The sequence below is a fragment of the Halomonas elongata DSM 2581 genome (genome assembly GCF_000196875.2).
GTDB classification, from domain to species: Bacteria; Pseudomonadota; Gammaproteobacteria; order Pseudomonadales; family Halomonadaceae; genus Halomonas; species Halomonas elongata.
In genome coordinates this window covers 3,068,809-3,087,554 of sequence record NC_014532.2, presented here as the reverse complement: position 1 = coordinate 3,087,554, position 18,746 = coordinate 3,068,809, and the positions used below count along the sequence as shown (strand labels likewise).

The window sequence follows — 18,746 nt, the reverse complement described above, 5'->3', positions numbered from 1 at the left end:
CTCAGGCGTCTTCGTCGTGGATCTGTCCTTGCTGGCGGGCCAGGTCGTCGGCCTCGAAGCCGCCGAAGACCCCGGCGCCCTCTTCGCCGCGCATGGCCAGATGGCGGAAGCCGGCGAAGAGTTCGCGGCCGAGGCCCACGTGGTAGTGGTCAAGCTCGGCGACATGCTTCTCGCGATCGGCCCAGGTGCGGGGGTCGACCTTGGCTTCCAGCGTTCCGGCGTTGGTATCCAGGCGCACGATGTCGCCGTCGCGCAGCTTGGCCAGCGGGCCGCCGTCCAGCGCTTCGGGGCTCATGTGGATGGCCGCCGGCACCTTGCCGGAGGCACCGGACATGCGTCCGTCGGTGACGAGCGCCACCTTGTAGCCGCGGTCCTGCAGTACGCCCAGGTAGGGCGTCAGCTTGTGCAACTCGGGCATGCCGTTGGCCTTGGGCCCCTGGAAACGCACCACGGCGATGACGTCGCGGTCCAGCTCGCCGGCTTCGAAGGCCGCCTTGAGTTCGTTCTGGTCCTCGAAGATCTTGACCGGAGCTTCCACGAGTCGATGTTCTTCGTCGACCGCCGAGACCTTGATCACGCCGCGGCCCAGGTTGCCGTCGAGCACAGTGAGGCCGCCGGTGGGCGTGAAGGGATTGGCCACCGGGCGCAGGACATCTTCATCCAGGCTCTGCTCCGGGCCTTCGCGCCAGATCAGCTTGCCGTCTTCGAGGAAGGGCTCCTGGGTGTAGGCGGTCATGTCGGTGCCGAACACCGAGGGGATGTCGGTGTGGATCAGGCCGGCGCCGATCAGCTCGCGGAACAGGTAACTCATGCCGCCGGCGGCCTGGAAGTGGTTGATGTCCGCCTGGCCGTTGGGATAGACCTTCATCAGGCTGGGCGTCACCGAGGAAAGGTCGGTGAAGTCTTCCCAGGTCAGGGTGAGGCCTGCCGCCGCTGCCATGGCCACCAGGTGCAGGGTGTGGTTGGTGGAGCCGCCGGAAGCCAGCAGGCCGACCACGGCGTTGACGATGGCGCGCTCGTCGATCTGCCTGTAGAAGGGGCGATAGTCGCCGCCGGGCTCGGTGTTGCGGATCGCCTGCTCGGTGGCGAAGCGGGTCAGCGCTTCGCGCATTTCGGTACCCGGGTTGACGAAGGAGGTGCCCGGCAGGTGCAGGCCCATCATCTCCATCATCAGCTGGTTGGAGTTGGCGGTACCGTAGAAGGTGCAGGTGCCGGGACTGTGATAGGACTCGGATTCCGCTTCCAGCAGGTCTTCGCGGCTCGCCTTGCCTTCGGCGAACAGCTGGCGGATACGCGCCTTCTCCTTGTTGGGCAGGCCGCTGGGCATGGGGCCGGCGGGCACGAACATCGCCGGCAGGTGGCCGAAGCGTGCCGCGGCGATGAACAGCCCCGGGACGATCTTGTCGCACACGCCCAGATACAGGGCGGCGTCGAACATGTTGTGGGACAAGCCGACGGCGGAGGCCATGGCAATGACGTCGCGGGAGAACAGCGACAGTTCCATGCCCGGCTGGCCCTGGGTCACGCCGTCGCACATGGCCGGCACGCCGCCGGCGAACTGGGCGGTGGAGCCCATGGCGCGGGCGGCTGACTTGATCGTCTCGGGGAAGGTCTCCAGCGGCTGGTGGGCGGAGAGCATGTCGTTGTAGGCGGAGATGATGCCCAGGTTGGCGCTGTTCAGCATCTTCAGCGAATTCTTGTCCTCGGCACCGCAGGCGGCGAAGCCGTGGGCCAGGTTGCCGCAGGAGAGCTCGGCACGATGCACGCCGCGGCGATGCTGGTCCTCCATGCGCCGCTCGTAGAGGGCACGGCGTTCACTCGAGCGCTCACGGATACGCTCGGTTACCTGCTGGACGGTGGCGTTGAGGGGCGTGGGGGCTTGGGCCATGGGGCACCTCGGCAGCGTTATCAATAAATTTTGGTAAATTTAACAAAAATTTTGCCAATCACTCGGCCATGATAGGGCCTTTGAGATGATTTTTGTAATTATTTTACCCAAAAGGATGAGGCGATGGTGCCTTTCCCTCGATGGTCGGAAAATGGCGTCCCGGGTCGCCGCATCGTCGCGATGTTCGCGAGGGTGGCGGGTGGCGAGACCTGGGTGGGGCTACGCACAATGTAGGCGTTGCGCTGGTTGCTTGTCAGCCGGCTCGTCCACCGCTATGGAGACACCATGACTCGATTACGCCTTGGAACGCCGTCACCCATCGGGGCGATACCACCGGCGTCCTGGAATGCCCTGGTCGGTGATGACTACCCGTTCCTGCGCCACGAGTTTCTGTCCGCCCTGGAGGATAGCGGGGCCGTGAGCGCCGATACCGGCTGGGTTCCGCGTCACCTGACCCTGTGGCAGGGAGACGAGCTGGTCGGTGTCCTGCCGCATTATCTCAAGTATCACTCCTTCGGCGAATATGTCTTCGATTGGGCCTGGGCCGATGCCTGGGAGCGTGCCGGGGGACGTTACTATCCCAAGGCGCTCAGCGCCATTCCCTTCACCCCGGCGCCGGGGCCTCGACTGCTGCTGGCCGAGGACATCGACCCGCTGCAGGCGCGTCGCTTGCTGGCCGAGGCCTGGGAGTCGGAGGATGTCTCGAGCTGGCATTTGCTGTTCGCCGAGCAGGCCGAGGTCGATGCCTGGCGACAGGCGTGTCCCGAGTTGATTCCCCGCCATGGTGTCCAGTTTCAGTGGCAAGATCGCGGGTTCGGCGACTTCGAGGGCTTCCTGGCGAGCCTGACCTCCAAGCGCCGCAAGGCCATTCGGCGGGAACGCCGACGCATCGCCGAACAAGGGCTGAGTCTGCACCGTCTCCAGGGCGACGAGATCGGTGACGAGGATCTTGCGCACTTCTTTCGCTGCTATCAGCTCACCTACCTGGAACGTGGGCAGCGTGGCTATCTCGATGAGAGTTTCTTCGAGCGGCTGCGCCGCGACCTGCCCGAATCCTTGTTGCTGGTCCAGGCCCGCCTGGCGGGGCGCCCGGTGGCGGCGGCGTTGTGTCTGCAGGGGACCCGGACCCTCTACGGTCGCTACTGGGGCAGCGAAGTGATGGCCGATGGATTGCATTTCGAGGCGTGTTATTACCAGGGCATCGAGCATTGTCTGGCAACGGGCCTGACCCTGTTTGATCCCGGTACCCAGGGCGAACACAAGCTGACCAGAGGGTTCGCGCCGCGCCGACTGACATCGCTCCACCATATCGCGGATCCTCGCCTGCGCGATGGCGTGGCGCGCTTCTGCGACGAGGAAAGCGCTCACGTGTCGGCTTACCATGACGCGGCCGCGCGGGCACTGCCGTTTAAAATTTAAACAATGATGGGTGCTGTACAAGGGCTAGTATGAAAATGAGTTTGCTCTGCATGGGTGGCGAGTGCGCTCCAAGTGGTCTAGAAAACCAGTGACATGCCACTTGGCCGCGACAGTATGTGGTGAATCGCTGTGCGTCGTGATGGGCGAGACGATGAGCCACAAGGCGGGCAAACGATAAATAACAATAAGTCAGGACCTGTACAGCGGGTTTCTCGCGTCGCTGTGTGACGAATTTCACACAATGGCCTTGGCGCAGTGCATTCCTGACGCTCTACGAGGCATATCCGACAGCGAGTGGGCGTGCCTCATGATTCACCCGGCTCGCGGGGAGGGGTGATCGATGGAGTCTCCAGCAAGTGTGAGGCTGTTCTGCAGGGATAGTGACCGGGACGCGTCACTTGGCGATACGTTGCGACAACGCGGTTGGCAGGTACATAACGACACTATTTTCGAGTCATCCGGCGTCTGTTGCTGCCATGAACATGTCACGGAGAACGAGGTGGGGCTCATGATGCTCGATGCCCTGTCGTCCGATGAGCTGCGGCGACTCGAGGCCTCGATGATCAAGAGCCGTTGCCCATGGATCGGCCTGGTGGACGAGTCGGGACTGGCCGATGGCGATACGCGTCGGCTGATCATCAATCTTTGCCTGGGCTATGCGATGCAGCCCGTGGATGCCGACCGGATCGAGGGGTTGTTATGGACAGCGGCCGACCTGATGCGCCTGCAACGACGGGAGAGCGAGTCTCAGAAGCAGGCTGCGACCGAGGCGGGTGCGGATTCGGGCGAGTATGAGATGGTCGGCACCACGCCGGCCATGTGGCAGTTGTTCAAGACGATTCGCAAGATTGCAGCAGTGGATGCTTCCGTCTGCATTCATGGCGAGTCGGGTACCGGCAAGGAACTGACCGCCCAGGCGATTCACGAACGTTCTCCCAGGGCAAACGGGCCCTTCCATGCGATCAACTGCGGCGCCTTGCCCGATAATCTGATTCAATCCGAGCTGTTCGGCCACGAGAAGGGAGCCTTCACAGGAGCCGGGCAGCGCAAGATCGGGCGTATCGAGGCCGCGAGTGGAGGCACGCTGTTTCTCGACGAGATCGGGGATCTGCCTCTGGAGCTCCAGGTCAACCTGCTGCGCTTTCTCGAGACGCGACGCTTGCAACGCGTCGGTGGACTGAACGAGATCAGCGTGGATGTGCGGGTTCTTGCCGCCACCCATGTCGATCTCGCCAAGGCCGTCGACGAAGGGCGCTTTCGTGAAGATCTCTACCACCGACTCAATGTCCTGCAGATCACGGTGCCTGCATTGCGGGAGCATCCCGAAGATATCGAGATTCTGGCCCACTTCTTCTTCAAGCGCTTTGCCGGCGACAAGCCGGCATGCCTGAAGGGCTTCTCCCGAGAATCGCTCGCTGTGATGCAGCAATATGCCTGGCCGGGCAATGTCCGTGAACTGATCAACCGGGTGAGGCGCGCGATGGTGATGTGCGAAGGTCGGCTGATTCAGCCCGAGGACCTGGGCATCGAGCGTCGCCGTATCCATCGTCATGTGCTGACGCTGGAGCAAGCGCGGGAGCGTGCCGAGCGCGATTCCCTGCTGGCAGCCCTGGCGCGCAACAAGTATCGAATTCATCCTGCCGCTGCCGAACTCGGTGTGTCGCGCGTCACGATGTATCGATTGCTCAACAAGCATGGCATTCCCCGCTCACCGGGGGAGTCGGCAAGTGGGCTTGGGAGATCAACCTCCTCGGCACACCTGTAGTTTGTATCGAGCATTCGCCGCTCAAATCCTCCATTCCCCATCATGTCTGACGCCCGCCATTTTCTCGGCGGGCGTCGTGCGTTGTGTCCTTTTCCCCTGTCTCGTACCCGCCGTTGTTTCAATCCCCTAACACTTATCGTAATGCGTTGATTCAACAAGGCATTGATAAGACTCCCCCGGTTCGGGGCGACGCCTCGAGCCTGGAATGTTTCATGGGGTTAACACTTTCTCTCCGCACGTTTTGTCTAACCGTCTGTAAATAAAGGGAAATCATGTTTGGCACACTCCTTGCTCCATACAAGGAGACACGATGCTGGACCCTGGCAGATGCGAGGACACCACCATGACTCATCGAGTTCGCAAGACGTGCTGGCTATGGCGGTATGCCGTCCTCGCGGGACTGGGCATGGCATCGAGCGTCGCGGCCGAACAGCGTGGTCCGGAAATACCCGAGGTGTTCGAGCAGTCGGCGTCCGTGCACCAGGTGGCGCTGACGAACGAAGCTCTCGACGGGATCCAGGGGCGCTATACGCCGGAATGGCAGGTGCGGCGCGCGGGGCAGGTCATCCTCTGGGATGAACGTCCCGGACACGATGCGGGGGGCGTCGATCGTGGCGGGCAAGCACAACTGATGGAAGGCGCTGGCAACCTGCAGCGTAACCACACCATGAGTCAACGAGACAATAAATAACAGGTGAACGACATGACAACGCAGGGGATGACAAGCAGCACCGTCCGTGTCGTGAGGGGGCGAATCGTGCTGGGGGCAGTCGGCATGGTCGCAGCAATGCTGGTGGGCCCGGGAGTCGAGGAGGCCCTGGGGCAGCAGAATCTTCGCCCCGGGGTCAGGCCTGGCGAGGTGATCATCCTGCGCGAGGTCGAGCCGGCGGCCTTTGGCCAGTCGGACCGTGTCGGCGGGCCGATCAGGGCCCGGGCGGATCTGCGTCGCAATACCGAGCTCAATGAAACGGTAACGCAGGAGACGCAGCGCCAGCTTTCCGGTGTCAGGGCCGTGGCCTTGACCGATGCGCGGGCGGCGGGGATCAGCAGTGGCAAGAGCCTGGGAATGCCCCAGTTGCATCGGGGGCTTGGGACCGATGCGTCGGGGTACTCGAGCGCCGCCAGGTCCGGGCAGGCTGCGGGTAGCCTTGGCGGCGGCTCGGTAGGTGGTGGCGTGGTCGGTATCACTTCGGGGCTGGCCGATACCGTCAAAGGCGCATTGTCGCCTCTCACGGGGGAGCGCTGATCATGCTGCGACTCATCGCGACACCTCAACCGATGGCCGGGCGTCTCGAAGCGCGAGCTCTCGTGCGGCACACGCTCTTCGCCACTTGCCTGGGGCTGATGATGGCCGGTTTCGATACGGCCGATGCCCAGGACATCGGGCTACGCAACAGCACGGTTCTCCAGGGCGGTGCCCTGAGCCATGTCAGTGGCGTGGCGAATACCAACATGGCGGCCGGGGAAGGTAACCGGCAAGCCAACAGCGGCGCTCTATCCATCGGGAGAGCGTCCAGCACGTCCGGTCAACTGGTTCAGCAGGCGCGTATCGACGAGAGCCTGATCAGCCTGCAGAACGACGTGCAGATACAGGACAAGGCCTTCCGTCAGGCGAGCGGCTGGATGTCGATCAATCAGGCGGCGGGTCAAGGAAATGTGCAGAGCAATGCATTCGGCATGGCTCTGGGCATCAACGTCAGCAGCCTGGATGACAGGAACCTGCAACAGGTGCTGGCGAGTCAGCAGGGGCTGAACGGTGGCGGTGATGATTCCGCCGAGGACGCCAGTCGCAGGGTCGAGATAGACAACACGACCTTCGGCGGTGCTCGCGGGGTGATTCAGGTCAACCAGTCAGCCGGTAAGGGAAACGCTACGCGCAACAGCTTCCGCATGAACATGGCGCTGGGGCAGTAGCGTAAATCAAGAAGCAAAAAATGCATTACAACGGCTCATTCAGGAGAAGGACCATGAAAACATTCCAAAAAGCTCCGCTCGCTCTGGCTGTCGCCGCACTGATGGCTGCTCCCGCGGCATTTGCCTGGAACTCGGGCAATGACTTCGATACCGATAGCGAGATCGATTCCAAGTTCGATAACAACATCGATGTCGAACTCAACCATGACAGCGATACCTACAAGGACTTCAAGGTCGATGTCAGGGTGCGGACCAGTGATCCCAACTATGCCGGTGCCACCGTGGACAGCAAGCAGCTGATCAATGGCAACGGTGTCGATAATACCGTCTCCACCAACAACGCCGACCTGGATGGCAATGCCTTGCGCAATGCCGCCGGTAATATCGGCGTCAACGTGGCGGCGGGCGACAACAACCAGCAAGCCAATGATGCGGCACTTGCCGCTTCGGATGCGGCTCGTGTGTTCGGTCAGGCTGCTGCCTTCTCGGCTCAGTCCAGCTCGAACAACGTGACCATCAACAGTGGCAGCCCGAACAACGCTCGCATGGGTGGCAACGCTCTGCTTGGCGCCAGCGGCAACATTGGGGTGAACGTTGCCGCCGGTGTCGGCAATGGCCAGCAGAACAGCCTGGCGGCTGCGGTCAATACCTCCAGCGGCTCGGCTGATGCCACGACCGGTGGAGTACAGACCACTTATGGCAACCACACCGCCAATAGTGGCCATACCGAGACCTTCACCAACACCACTGACGTTACGGTGTCCGGTGTGATGGTGGGCGGCTATGCCGGTGTCGGTCGCGGTCGTGAGTCCGGTACTTACAATGGCACGTATACCGGCCAGTCCGACCAGATTGGTGATGTCTATCTGGATACCTGGAGTGGTGCAACGCATACCGGAGGGACTTCTACCGGCCACATCGACGTTGACTCCGATGCACAATTTGCCCAGGACCTCAATGGTGATGGCGGGGCCTTTGCCTTCAACGAGGACGGCACCACAGAAGGGCAATATCGTGGCCGGCTGGGCTTCCGCGAAGCGGGCCTGATGGCCATGGGCGGCACGCTCTCCGGTAGCGTCACGGCGACCAATACCGTGTACGTGGCCAACGAGAACAACGCCGAGCTGGGCGGCAACGCCCTGCGTGGTGCGGTCGGCAACATCGGCGTCAACGTCGCCGCCGGTACCAACAACCTGCAGCGCAACTCCCTGTCCATTGCATCGTCCGCCGCAGGTGGCGGGGCTGGTGGCGGCAGCGAATAATTCGCTCGTCGCTGCATGACCTCCAGCGAGATGTGATGACAGGTCAACACTCCCGACCCGCGATGCGGGTCGGGAGACTCTATTCTTCGTCGGGCGACGCTGCCAGCGTGTCTCCGGCGATGGGGTACCGGGAGCGCACCATGAATTTCAAGCGCATGAGTTTCAAGCGTTTGCGGCTATTCACGGCGATGGTGACGGGCATCTGTATCAGCGTGGCATCTGCCGATATGGCGTTGGCAGCCAGCATGAGCCTGGGCAATGTCCTGTCCGACACCATGGTACGCAAGGACGTCCAATCCATACGCGAGAGGCGTTACGAGGACCTGGTCGAACAGCATACCGATTTTTCCTGTGGGGCCGCGGCCCTGGCCACGGTACTCAAGTATGCCTATGGCCGTGCGGAAATCACCGAGAATGATGTCCTGGCGGGCATGCTCGAAGTATCCGATCCCGAAGTCGTGCGTCAGCGCGGCTTTTCTTTGCTTGACCTGAAGCGCTATGTGGAAACGAACGGATACCGAGGACGTGGCTATGAGGTCGATCCCGATACGCTGGATGAAATATCGATTCCGGTGATCGTGCTGCTCGATCTGGAAGGCTACAAGCATTTCGTGGTGATGAAGAAGGCTCGGGGGGATCGCGTCTACGTCGGTGATCCGGCGCTGGGCAATCGCGTGATGTCGCGCGACGACTTCATGACTGCGTGGAACAACATCATCTTTGCCGTGGTGGGGGAAGGTTATGACCGTTATACGGTCCTGCTCGATCCGCGTCAGCCATTGACCGCGCATCGTCTGCAGGACGTCTTCTCTCCAGCACCGCGAGACCAACTGATCGATTTCGGTTTTCGGCACGCCGAGCTGTTCTGAGCTGCGGGCTCGTCGGTTTGGTATGTCACTCAAGGGGATACGGTCATGATCGGCAAATATAAAAGGGGCACGAATACCTGGCGTATTTTAGCTTTCTCCACGCCGCTGCTGTTGGCGATGTCGCAAGCGGGCATACCTTCGGCCCAGGCGGCTACCTCGAGCTTCGAGCCGTTCTCCGAGGCCCGGCAGCTCAGTGATGATGAACTGAGCATCATGCGAGGGCGCTTCGTGGATCGAGGGCGGCTCATGTACTTCGGGGTGCAGATGTCGAGTGAATGGCGAACGGCCGCCGGTGAGCATATCCGGGCCAGGGCGGGGGTGATGGGCGATCTCAGTGGCGGCACGCCACGTGTCTCGTTCGAGCCCGTCATTTCGGTGGTCGACGGGCCCGGCCTGGCGGCTTCGGTGGGCAATGGCGCCGTCGTGGTCGATGGCGGGACGCCCAATGCCAGAGGGGTCGTGCAGTCGATCCAGGCCGGGGGGGATTTCAACACGGCGGCCAACGAGTTGCAGGTCGATATCCTGGATGCCGCCGGCACTTCCGTGCCGACGGGGTCGGCAGGCGTTTCTCGCGTCGAGCGGCACTTGACCTCGGGGACACGCGTCGCGGTCAGTGCGTCGGGCAACGACTTCAGTGTCGACATGAAGGTGCCTGGAATCGGCCATGTATCACAGGCAATCCTGCCGGGGCAGGGGCTGCATCAGCGTATCCAGCTGTCCAGCAGCCTGCAGCGGGTGCATAACCTGACTCGCCTGCAACTCTACATGAACAATCGGCCGACGATAGAGCGATCGATGGGGATCAGAAGTGCCATGAGGATGGCTTCGCAATTGCGTCGTTGAAGACACCGTAAAAGAGGTGGGCGAACTAATTTTCCAGGGACTACTAGGCTGATTCAGGAAGGCATGCCCCGACATCCGGCGGGGTGCTCGAATGGTATGCCTGGGATCATATTCCGAGGGGAAGGAGGGTGATCGTGAATAATAATATGTCAGCCCAGGAAGCAAGGGTGAAATGGAGCCTGGTCGCCATCGGCATTGCGGGGCTCTCGGCCACACCGGCCGTGGCACAAGAAGGTGACGGTGGGGTCGTTCGCGAGGCGCGACCCAGCAAGAGCGTTGAAGACGTGCTGCGCGAGGAGCATACCCTGTTCGATAATCGGTTCTCCATCGAGCCGAGCATCAATTACTCCTATTCCGATCGTTCCAAACTGGCGCTGAGGGGCTTTCTCGCCCTGGATGCGATCTTTTTGGGAGAATTGAACCTGGACGGGGTGGAAACGCATATCACCACCTTCGATCTCAACATGCGCTATGGCTTCTCCAACCGCCTGGAGTTGGGGGTGACGATACCTTTCGTGTATCGCAGCACGACCTATCAGTCCATCGGCGATGATCTTTCCACGGAGCGGGAAAGCGAAGTGAATGTCGATGAAGCGGCATTGGGCGATATTTCGGCGACATTATCCTATCGATTGCTGCCGGAAACCCCGACACGTCCCGATGTCGTGATCAGTGCGGGGGTTCGTGCGCCGACCGGCAAGGATCCTTACGGCATCGGTCTGCGCGAGGACGACAACACGAATCTGATAGTGCCGACCGAGCTGCCTACCGGTAATGGCGTCTGGGCGGCGACAACCAGTGTATCGCTACTCAAGACGCTGGATCCGGCCATCGTCTTCGGTAGTCTGGGATATACCTACAATTTCGAGGAATCCTTCGACGATATTTCGGCATCCTCGGGCGATCAACCCGGCGATGTTGACCTGGGCGACAGTATCCAGGTCGGTTTCGGTACGGCCTTCGCGCTCAATGAGCGACTCAGCCTGGCGCTTTCCTACTCCCACGAGCATATTCGCAAATCTGAGATCACTTCCAATGGCAGTACCAGCAAGGTCATCGACAGTGATGCCAATGTCGGTGTCTTCAATATCGGCGGTACCTATGCTTTGAACGACTCGACTTCCATCGTGACCAACCTGGGCATCGGTCTGACCGATGACGCGTCCGACATCAGCCTGACCTTCCGTATGCCCTTCCAGCTATGACATTCGGGTATGACGCTCGGGCTGTGGCAACCGAGACGTGACGGTGTGAAGCACGATGTCACCACGGCGATCAGGACATATCCTGGTCGCCGTCTTGCGTCTGGTGGGGCAGAGAGCGCCGTTTCGTGGATGAGGCCGGCGGGGGAAGATGGCATAATGCCGCCATTGCAAACTGCTGACGGAATTCTTGCATGCTCAAATGGTTGGCCGTCGTGCTCGTGGCACTGCTGGCGCTGTTGCAGTATCGCCTGTGGCTGGGCGAGGGCAGTGTGCGCGAGCTCGCCGACGTGGGGCAACGCGTGGAGAACCTGGAAGCCGAGAATGCTCCATTGCGGGCGCGCAACGAGCGCCTGGCCGCCGAGGTCGTGGATCTCAAGACTGGCCTGGATGCCATCGAGGAACGCGCGCGTAATGAAGTGGGCATGGTGCGCAGCGACGAGCAGTTCTTCTGGGTGCCCGATGCGGGAGATGGGGAGGCGGCTCGGTGATGCCGACACCGTGGTTGGTGGTCCCCGCCGCGGGATGCGGTCGTCGCATGGGCGCCGATCGGCCCAAACAGTATCTGACGCTGGGAGGGCAAACCGTCCTGGCGCATACCCTGTCACGCCTGCATGCCGCCTTTCCTGAAGCGCGCCTGTGCCTGTGCCTGGATGCCGAGGACGACCATTTCGACCCCGCCTGGGTGCCATTCAGCGATTGGCGCCGGGTCGACGGCGGCGCGGAACGTGTCGACTCGGTGGTCAATGCCCTGGAGGCCATCGTTGCCGAGGGCGCCGATGACCAGGCGCTGGTGCTGGTGCATGACGTGGCACGCCCCTGCGTGGATGCCTCCGACCTGGCGCGGCTGTTCGCCGTGGTACGCGACGATCCCGTCGGTGGCCTGCTGGCCGCACCGGTGGCCGACACCATGAAGCGCGACGACGCTGCCGGCCGGGTAGCGCACACCGAGGAGCGTGCCGGCCTGTGGCATGCCCTGACGCCCCAGGGGTTTCGCCTGGGGGTGCTGCGCCGAGCCCTGGCACGCGCGCATGCCGAAGGCGTGGCGGTGACCGACGAGGCCTCGGCGGTGGAAGCCCTGGGGCTGTCGCCGCGACTGGTCCCCGGGCGTCGCGACAATCTCAAGATCACCCATCCCGAAGACCTGGCCCTGGCCGGGCAGATCCTGGCCGCCCAGGCGTCGGGGACGGTTCCAACCGGCCATGAGGAGTGCCGCTGACATCATGATGCGAATCGGCCACGGTTTCGATGTGCACCGCTTCGGCGAAGGTGACCACCTGAAGATCGGCGGTGTCGCCATTCCCCACTCGCATGGCTTCGTTGCCCACTCGGATGGCGACGTCCTGTTGCACGCGGTCTGCGATGCCCTGCTCGGCGCCTGCGCCCTGGGCGATATCGGCCGCCATTTCCCGGATGACGACCCGACCTGGGCCGGTGCCGACAGCCGAGCGCTGCTGCGCCATGTGATGGCGCTGGTCGCCGAGCGGGGCTGGCAGGTCGGCAACCTGGATGCCACGGTGATCGCCCAGGCGCCACGCATGGCGCCGCATATCGACGCCATGGTCACCCATGTCGCCGAGGACCTGGGAATCGAGCGCGATGCGGTCAACGTCAAGGCGACCACCACCGAGCGGCTCGGCTTCACCGGCCGTGGAGAAGGCGTGGCCGCCGAGGCGGTGGTTCTGCTGACGGAGCGCGCGCATGACTGAGACGCGTCCCGCCTGGCCGCCACGCTGGCCGCGGGCCCTCGATGCCCGTTTCGGTCCGCCTTGTCCCGGAGCCTACCGGGCACGCCCCGAGGATTTCCAGGTGGAGGAAGTCCTCGGCTTCGCGCCGGAAGGGCAGGGGGAGCATCTCTGGCTATGGGTCGAGAAGCGCGACATGACCACCGCCATGGTGGCGCGGGAGCTGGCGCGGGCCTGCGAGGTCGCGCCTCGCGCGATCGGCTATGCGGGCCTGAAGGACCGCGTTGCCGTGACCCGGCAGTGGTTCTCGGTCCATCTGCCCGGTCGCGAGATGCCGGCCGACCTGCCGGCGCGCCTGGCGGGGCAGCCCCTGACGCTGCTGGAGACCCATCGGCATCCGCGTAAACTGAAACGCGGCGCGCATCGTGGCAATCGCTTTCGGTTGCGGCTGACCGGAGAGGTCACGACCTCGCCCGGGCTGGACGAGCGCTGGGCGTGGTTGTGCCGGCACGGTGTGCCCAACTATTTCGGCCCCCAGCGTTTCGGCCCCGATGGCCGCAACCTGCACCGGGCGGCATCGCTGCTGGCGCGCGGCTGGCGAAAGCGTGACGACCCCCAGGGGATGCTGCTCTCGGCGGCGCGCAGCTATCTGTTCAACGTTCAACTGGCGGCGCGCATCGAGCGGGATTCATGGGGCTCGCCGCTCGAGGGCGAGGCCGTGATCCTGGAGGGCTCGAGCAGCCAGTTCGTCATCGAACGGCTCGACGAAGAGTTGCGCGACAGGGCGGCGCGCCTGGATATCCACCCCAGCGGGGTGCTGTGGGGATGCGGCGAATCGGTGGCCCGGGAGGCGGCCCTGGCGTTCGAGCGCGATGCGCTTGCGGCGCACCAGCCGCTCTGCGAGGGCCTGGAACGCGCCGGGGCACGCATGGCACGGCGTCCCTTGCGTCTGCGTCTAGCCTCTCCAGGCCTCGAGCGTGATGCCGAAGGGGCGATATGGCTGTCATTCGAGTTGCCGCCCGGGGCCTATGCCACCTCGGTATTGCGCGAACTGATCGATCACCCGACCCTGAATTTCCAGCCGTCCCCGTCCGGGGACGACGAACGAGGAGCTTCGGATGCGCCGACTGCTGCTGTCCAATGATGATGGTGTCCATGCCCCTGGCCTGAGGGCGCTGCACGATGCACTGGTCTCGCACGCCCGCCTGCGCGTGGTGGCGCCCGACCGCGACAAGAGCGGTGCCAGCAATTCGCTGACCCTGACGCGGCCGCTGGCGCTGTCCGCCCTGGAGAACGGCTTCTACAGCGTCGACGGCACGCCGGCGGACTGTGTCTACCTGGGGGTCAACGGCGTCTGGGCGGAGCGTCCGGACCTGGTGATTTCCGGCATCAACCATGGCGGCAACCTCGGTGACGACGTGCTCTATTCCGGCACCGTCGCGGCGGCCATGGAAGGTCGCAACCTGGGCATGACGGCCATTGCCATGTCGCTGGTGGGGCGCCATCACTTCGATACGGCCGGTCGGGTGGCGGCGAGCCTGGTCGGTGCCGCCGATCAGCTCTCGTTGCCGCCCCGCAGCCTGCTGAACGTCAACGTGCCCGACCTGGCCTGGGAGGAGCTGCGTGGCTTCCGGGTGACCCGAATGGGTTACCGGGGGCCGGCGGCTCGTCCCCTGGAAGTGGAAGATCCGCGGGGCCACAAGCGTTACTGGATTGCTCCGGTGGGCGAGAACGCCGATGATGGCCCGGATACCGATTTCGCCGCCGTGGAGGCCGGCTTCGTGTCCATTACGCCGCTGCAGACTGACCTGACCCGGCATGCAGCGCGCGACGACGTGCAGGACTGGCTGAATGCACTCACCTGATTTTCGCCCCGCTCTGCTGCAGGGGATCGGCATGACCTCGCAGCGGACCCGGAACCGCATGGTGGAGCGCCTGGCCTACCAGGGCATCCGCGATCAGCGTGTGCTGGAGGTGATGACCCGGGCACCGCGTCATCTCTTCCTCGATGAGGCGCTGTCCCACCGCGCCTACGAGGATACGTCCCTGCCCATCGGCCACGGCCAGACCCTGTCGCGCCCCTGGATCGTGGCGCGCATGAGCGAGCTGGTCGTCCAGGCCGAGCCGAGTCGGGTGCTGGAAGTCGGCACCGGCTCCGGCTACCAGACACTGATATTGGCACGGCTGGTCGAGGAACTCTGGTCGGTGGAGCGAATCAATGCACTGCACCGCCGTGCCGGCGAACGGCTGCGCTTGCTCGCAGCGGACAATGTCCAGTTGCGACTGGCCGATGGAGGACACGGCTGGCCCGAGGCGGCCCCCTTCGATGTCATCCTGCTGACGGCCTGCGCCAGCGAGATGCCCATGCCGTTGCTGGCCCAACTGGCCGATGGCGGTGTCATGATCGCCCCGGTGGCGGACAAGGGCGGTCGACAGTGGCTCGTGCGGGTACGCCGCAACGGGAATCAGTTCGAGCGAGAGAGATTGGAGCCGGTACGTTTCGTACCGTTGCTGGAAGGAGTCATTCGTTGAAGCGTCATCTTGGTCTCTTGCTCAAGGGTGCCGGCATGGGAGCCGCCGATGCGGTGCCCGGAGTCTCGGGCGGTACCATCGCCTTCATTACCGGTATCTACGAAGAGTTGATCCACACCATCAAGTGTTTCGGCCCGGAGGCCATCGTCGTATGGCGCCGCCAGGGGCTGGCCGCTCTGGTCGAGTATCTCAACCTGCGTTTTCTGGTGCCTCTGCTGGTCGGCATCGCACTCAGCCTGGTCAGCGTCGCCCATCTGGTCGTGTGGTTGATGGAGGCGCAGCCACGCTTGCTCGACGGTTTCTTCTTCGGCCTGGTGGCGGCCTCGGCGCTGGTGGTCTGGCGTCATCCCGTGGCGTGGCGATGGTGGTACCTGGTGCCGCTGGTCCTCGGACTGCTGCTGGCGCAATGGCTGCCTGCCCTGATGCCCTGGGTATCGCAATTGGGCAGTATGAACCTGATGCTGGCGGCGGGAGGCGCCATCGCCATCAGCGCATTGTTGCTGCCGGGAGTTTCCGGCAGTTTTCTGCTGCTGACCATGGGGCTTTATGGCACCGTGATGGAAGGCGTGCGGAATTTCGACGTGGGCTTGCTCGCCGTGTTCGGCGGCGGCTGCCTGCTCGGGCTGTTCGTCTTCTCGCGTCTGCTGTCCTGGTTGCTTCGGCATTGCCATGGCGCCACGCTGCAGATGCTGGTTGGCTTTATTCTGGGATCATTGCCGACCCTCTGGCCCTGGCGTCAACTGGCGTCTTACCAGCTCGGGCCGGATGGGCAGATGATCCCGCTGGAGTATCATTATCTGACCCCGGGAAACTTCGGTGTGGTCACCGGTGATCCCGTCCAGTTACCGGCCGTGCTGGCATTGATGCTGGTCGGCGCCGGGCTGGTGCTGTGCGTTGATCGCTTCAACCGCGGCACCGATACCCCACGAGCCGGTGGGCGTGATAGCGTAGACAAGGACAAGGAGGATGGTTCCAATGCATAAGGGGCTGCTGATCTCGGGGCTTGCGCTGGCACTGGCCGGTTGTGCCACATCCCAGAGCGAGGCACCGCCGGTACAGGTCGAGGACCTGTCGGCCGGCCGGGCGGCGTCGACACCCGCCGAATATACCGTCAAGTCCGGTGACACCCTGTACGGGATCGCCTGGCGACACGACATGGATTATCGCGACCTGGCCGAGATGAACAACATCGGCCCGCCCTACAATATCCAGCCTGGTCAGCGGCTGGTGCTGGGCGGCAATGGTGGCTCGGCCGGTCGAGCGACTGCGTCGAGCGAAGCCGGGAGCGGTGCCGATGGGGGAACAGCCGTGGCCAGTGGCGTGGCGGCCGCCGGTGCCGTGACCAGCGGCACCCAGAGCGGGAGCACCAGTGGCGGCGAGGATGGTTCGCTGGACTGGCTGCTGCCCGAGGACGCCGCCTCCGACGGCTCGGCGAACGCGGATGGCTCGAATGCCGGTGCACCCGGGCCCGTCTACGAGGATGGCGAAAAGGTGGCATCCGCCGAGGATGACGCGGCCTCCGATGACAGCGCGACGGCCGACGACGAAGGCGAAAGCGGTGACAGCGAGTCCACCGGCTCCGAAACCGACGAGAGCGCCGATACCGAGTCCTCGTCGAGCGAGACCGCCGCGACCGAGGAGCGCACCGAGTCCGCCACGGCTTCCCAGGACACGCAAAGCAATGAGCCGCGTCGTTATACCCCGGTGGACGAGGTGCCCTGGCAGTGGCCGACCGATGGCGGTGTCGTGGGCAATTACGGTGAAGGCGACAGTATCACCGCCGGCATTGATATCGATGGTCAAAAGGGGCAACCTGTCAAGGCAGCCGGGCCAGGCATCGTGGTCTATGCGGGAAGCGGGGTGCGCGGTTACGGCAACCTGATTCTGCTCAAGCACAACGACGAGTACCTGAGTGCCTACGCCCACAACGACACCTTGCGTGTGAAGGAGAATGACGTTGTCCAGGCCGGCGAGGTGATCGCTACCATGGGCGACAGCGATGCCCAGGATGTCAGGCTGCATTTCGAGGTTCGCAAGGACGGCCAGCCTCAGGATCCCCTGGAGTATCTGCCTGCACGTTGAATGGCGTGTCCAGCGAGCCTCTCTCGGGAAATGCTGAATAAATAGCCGAGCATAGTGAAGCGCAAGACGCTCGGAGCACAGAAAGCGAGACATAACATGAGGTTAGGCGAGCTTTTGAGCACCGCGTAACGCAGCGACTTGCATGCGTAGGCGTTTATACAGTGTTTCCCTCGTATCGCCACCGGAGCGTCATACAATAATAATCTCGGGCATTGATCGTGATCAGCGTGATGAACGATGTCCAGCCGCAACCATGGGGTAGTAATCGATGAGCATGCTTGAACGGGACCTTCAGGATGTGAATCTGGAATCGGCCGCCGAGGCGGATGACGATGCCGTCGAGACGGTAGAGATAGAAGCCGGCGCGGCCGATGACAGTGACGAGGCTTTCGAGAAGGCGCTCAGCCGCGAGGATCGCCACCACCATCACAGCCTGGATGCCACGCAGATCTACCTCAACGAGATCGGCTTCTCGCCGCTGCTGACGCCCGAGGAGGAGGTCCACTACGGGCGTCTCGCTCGCCAGGGCGACCCGCAGGGGCGTTCGCGGATGATCGAGTCCAATCTGCGTCTGGTGGTCAAGATCGCGCGGCGCTATCTCAATCGTGGCCTGACCCTGCTCGACCTGATCGAGGAAGGCAATCTGGGGTTGATTCGCGCCGTCGAGAAATTCGATCCCGAGCGAGGCTTCCGCTTTTCCACTTACGCCACCTGGTGGATTCGCCAGACCATCGAGCGGGCCCTGATGAACCAGACCCGCACCATTCGTCTGCCCATCCATGTGGTCAAGGAACTCAACATCTACCTGAGGGCAGCGCGTGAGCTGACCCAGAAGCTCGACCACGAAGCCACCGCCGAGGAAATCGCCGATCATCTCGACAAGCCGGTGGCGAGCGTCAAGCGGATGATGGGACTCAACGAGCGGGTGTCCTCGGTGGATTACCCGGTGGGCAGCGAAAGCGACAAGCCCCTGATCGAGACGCTTACCGACGACAACGACCTGGGCCCCGAATCGACCCTGGTGGACGGCGATGTCAAGCAGCATGTCGACGACTGGCTGGCCGAGCTGACGGACAAGCAGCGCGAAGTGGTGGTACGACGCTTCGGGTTGCGTGGCCACGAGGCTTCGACGCTGGAACAGGTCGGCGAGGAAATCGGCCTGACCCGGGAGCGCGTGCGCCAGATCCAGGTCGAGGCGCTGAAGAAACTGCGCCGCATGCTCGACAAGCAAGGGCTCGATCTGGACGCCATCTTCGAGTGATCTCGCGCCAAGATAAAGCGGAAA

19 protein-coding genes are annotated in these 18,746 nt (G+C 63.2%); 18 read left to right on the top strand and 1 reads right to left on the bottom strand.

Annotation, left to right across the window (positions count from 1 at the left end; translation table 11 throughout):
• Position 1: 1 nt before the first annotated feature.
• Positions 2-1,888: a phosphogluconate dehydratase gene (gene edd / locus HELO_RS14440; protein ID WP_013333384.1), complete on the bottom strand. Its 1,887-nt coding sequence runs from the start codon at positions 1,886-1,888 to the stop codon at positions 2-4.
• Positions 1,889-2,173: 285 nt separating this feature from the next.
• Between edd and HELO_RS14435 the strand changes: the two genes are divergently transcribed.
• The 18 genes from HELO_RS14435 (at position 2,174) to rpoS (ending at position 18,722) form a co-directional block, all read left to right on the top strand.
• Positions 2,174-3,307: a GNAT family N-acetyltransferase gene (locus tag HELO_RS14435; protein ID WP_013333383.1), complete on the top strand. Its 1,134-nt coding sequence runs from the start codon at positions 2,174-2,176 to the stop codon at positions 3,305-3,307.
• A gap of 340 nt (positions 3,308-3,647) precedes the next feature.
• Positions 3,648-5,072 carry a sigma-54 interaction domain-containing protein gene (locus HELO_RS14430; RefSeq protein ID WP_013333382.1) on the top strand — a complete coding sequence of 475 codons (1,425 nt, stop codon included), beginning with the start codon at positions 3,648-3,650 and terminating at the stop codon, positions 5,070-5,072.
• Between the two features lie 343 nt (positions 5,073-5,415).
• Positions 5,416-5,763, top strand: a complete 348-nt coding sequence (locus tag HELO_RS14425) for a hypothetical protein (RefSeq protein WP_146747541.1) — start codon at positions 5,416-5,418, stop codon at positions 5,761-5,763.
• Positions 5,764-5,790: 27 nt separating this feature from the next.
• Positions 5,791-6,318, top strand: coding sequence for a hypothetical protein (locus HELO_RS14420; protein WP_146747540.1), 528 nt, complete (start codon positions 5,791-5,793; stop codon positions 6,316-6,318).
• 2 nt (positions 6,319-6,320) lie between these two features.
• Positions 6,321-6,986, top strand: coding sequence for a hypothetical protein (locus tag HELO_RS14415; RefSeq protein ID WP_013333379.1), 666 nt, complete (start codon positions 6,321-6,323; stop codon positions 6,984-6,986).
• A gap of 53 nt (positions 6,987-7,039) precedes the next feature.
• Positions 7,040-8,248 (top strand): autotransporter outer membrane beta-barrel domain-containing protein, encoded by a 1,209-nt coding sequence (locus tag HELO_RS14410; RefSeq protein WP_013333378.1) that lies wholly within the window; start codon positions 7,040-7,042, stop codon positions 8,246-8,248.
• A gap of 140 nt (positions 8,249-8,388) precedes the next feature.
• On the top strand, positions 8,389-9,117 hold the full coding sequence (locus HELO_RS14405; protein ID WP_013333377.1) for a C39 family peptidase: 729 nt from the start codon (positions 8,389-8,391) through the stop codon (positions 9,115-9,117).
• A gap of 45 nt (positions 9,118-9,162) precedes the next feature.
• A complete protein-coding gene (locus HELO_RS14400) occupies positions 9,163-9,960 on the top strand; it encodes a hypothetical protein (RefSeq protein ID WP_013333376.1) in 798 nt (265 codons plus the stop codon).
• A 134-nt stretch (positions 9,961-10,094) separates the two neighbouring features.
• Entirely contained in the window at positions 10,095-11,165 is a 1,071-nt protein-coding gene (locus tag HELO_RS14395) for a transporter (protein ID WP_146747539.1), read from the top strand.
• 191 nt (positions 11,166-11,356) lie between these two features.
• Positions 11,357-11,653, top strand: a complete 297-nt coding sequence (gene ftsB / locus HELO_RS14390; protein ID WP_013333374.1) for a cell division protein FtsB — start codon at positions 11,357-11,359, stop codon at positions 11,651-11,653.
• Positions 11,653-12,381 carry a 2-C-methyl-D-erythritol 4-phosphate cytidylyltransferase gene (gene ispD, locus HELO_RS14385; protein ID WP_013333373.1) on the top strand — a complete coding sequence of 243 codons (729 nt, stop codon included), beginning with the start codon at positions 11,653-11,655 and terminating at the stop codon, positions 12,379-12,381. The genes ftsB and ispD overlap by 1 nt, the downstream gene beginning before the upstream one ends.
• A 7-nt stretch (positions 12,382-12,388) precedes the next feature.
• A complete protein-coding gene (gene ispF, locus HELO_RS14380; RefSeq protein ID WP_041602626.1) occupies positions 12,389-12,871 on the top strand; it encodes a 2-C-methyl-D-erythritol 2,4-cyclodiphosphate synthase in 483 nt (160 codons plus the stop codon).
• On the top strand, positions 12,864-13,991 hold the full coding sequence (gene truD, locus HELO_RS14375) for a tRNA pseudouridine(13) synthase TruD (RefSeq protein ID WP_013333371.1): 1,128 nt from the start codon (positions 12,864-12,866) through the stop codon (positions 13,989-13,991). The genes ispF and truD overlap by 8 nt, the downstream gene beginning before the upstream one ends.
• Entirely contained in the window at positions 13,966-14,712 is a 747-nt protein-coding gene (gene surE, locus HELO_RS14370; RefSeq protein WP_013333370.1) for a 5'/3'-nucleotidase SurE, read from the top strand. Before truD ends, surE begins: the two co-directional genes overlap by 26 nt.
• Positions 14,699-15,379, top strand: a complete 681-nt coding sequence (locus tag HELO_RS14365) for a protein-L-isoaspartate(D-aspartate) O-methyltransferase (RefSeq protein ID WP_013333369.1) — start codon at positions 14,699-14,701, stop codon at positions 15,377-15,379. The genes surE and HELO_RS14365 overlap by 14 nt, the downstream gene beginning before the upstream one ends.
• The gene (locus HELO_RS14360; protein ID WP_041602170.1) at positions 15,376-16,362 is read left to right on the top strand and encodes a DUF368 domain-containing protein; all 987 of its coding nucleotides are present in this window, start codon (positions 15,376-15,378) and stop codon (positions 16,360-16,362) included. Before HELO_RS14365 ends, HELO_RS14360 begins: the two co-directional genes overlap by 4 nt.
• Positions 16,346-17,461 carry a peptidoglycan DD-metalloendopeptidase family protein gene (locus HELO_RS14355; protein WP_317616175.1) on the top strand — a complete coding sequence of 372 codons (1,116 nt, stop codon included), beginning with the start codon at positions 16,346-16,348 and terminating at the stop codon, positions 17,459-17,461. The genes HELO_RS14360 and HELO_RS14355 overlap by 17 nt, the downstream gene beginning before the upstream one ends.
• Before the next feature lie 268 nt (positions 17,462-17,729).
• Complete coding sequence (gene rpoS, locus HELO_RS14350) at positions 17,730-18,722, top strand: RNA polymerase sigma factor RpoS (RefSeq protein ID WP_013333366.1); 993 nt, start codon at positions 17,730-17,732, stop codon at positions 18,720-18,722.
• The last annotated feature ends 24 nt before the right edge of the window (positions 18,723-18,746 follow it).

What these genes read in the sequence shown, in the direction of transcription:
- HELO_RS14425 (WP_146747541.1), top strand. Translation starts at nt 5,416, where the DNA reads ATGACTCATCGAGTTCGCAAGACGTGCTGGCTATGGCGGTATGCCGTC.
- ispD (WP_013333373.1), top strand. Translation starts at nt 11,653, where the DNA reads ATGCCGACACCGTGGTTGGTGGTCCCCGCCGCGGGATGCGGTCGTCGC.
- HELO_RS14410 (WP_013333378.1), top strand. Translation starts at nt 7,040, where the DNA reads ATGAAAACATTCCAAAAAGCTCCGCTCGCTCTGGCTGTCGCCGCACTG.
- HELO_RS14430 (WP_013333382.1), top strand. Translation starts at nt 3,648, where the DNA reads ATGGAGTCTCCAGCAAGTGTGAGGCTGTTCTGCAGGGATAGTGACCGG.
- HELO_RS14400 (WP_013333376.1), top strand. Translation starts at nt 9,163, where the DNA reads ATGATCGGCAAATATAAAAGGGGCACGAATACCTGGCGTATTTTAGCT.
- surE (WP_013333370.1), top strand. Translation starts at nt 13,966, where the DNA reads ATGCGCCGACTGCTGCTGTCCAATGATGATGGTGTCCATGCCCCTGGC.
- ftsB (WP_013333374.1), top strand. Translation starts at nt 11,357, where the DNA reads ATGCTCAAATGGTTGGCCGTCGTGCTCGTGGCACTGCTGGCGCTGTTG.
- truD (WP_013333371.1), top strand. Translation starts at nt 12,864, where the DNA reads ATGACTGAGACGCGTCCCGCCTGGCCGCCACGCTGGCCGCGGGCCCTC.
- HELO_RS14355 (WP_317616175.1), top strand. Translation starts at nt 16,346, where the DNA reads ATGGTTCCAATGCATAAGGGGCTGCTGATCTCGGGGCTTGCGCTGGCA.
- edd (WP_013333384.1), bottom strand. Translation starts at nt 1,888, where the DNA reads ATGGCCCAAGCCCCCACGCCCCTCAACGCCACCGTCCAGCAGGTAACC.
- HELO_RS14365 (WP_013333369.1), top strand. Translation starts at nt 14,699, where the DNA reads ATGCACTCACCTGATTTTCGCCCCGCTCTGCTGCAGGGGATCGGCATG.
- HELO_RS14420 (WP_146747540.1), top strand. Translation starts at nt 5,791, where the DNA reads ATGACAAGCAGCACCGTCCGTGTCGTGAGGGGGCGAATCGTGCTGGGG.
- rpoS (WP_013333366.1), top strand. Translation starts at nt 17,730, where the DNA reads ATGAGCATGCTTGAACGGGACCTTCAGGATGTGAATCTGGAATCGGCC.
- HELO_RS14405 (WP_013333377.1), top strand. Translation starts at nt 8,389, where the DNA reads ATGAATTTCAAGCGCATGAGTTTCAAGCGTTTGCGGCTATTCACGGCG.
- HELO_RS14435 (WP_013333383.1), top strand. Translation starts at nt 2,174, where the DNA reads ATGACTCGATTACGCCTTGGAACGCCGTCACCCATCGGGGCGATACCA.
- HELO_RS14415 (WP_013333379.1), top strand. Translation starts at nt 6,321, where the DNA reads ATGCTGCGACTCATCGCGACACCTCAACCGATGGCCGGGCGTCTCGAA.
- ispF (WP_041602626.1), top strand. Translation starts at nt 12,389, where the DNA reads ATGCGAATCGGCCACGGTTTCGATGTGCACCGCTTCGGCGAAGGTGAC.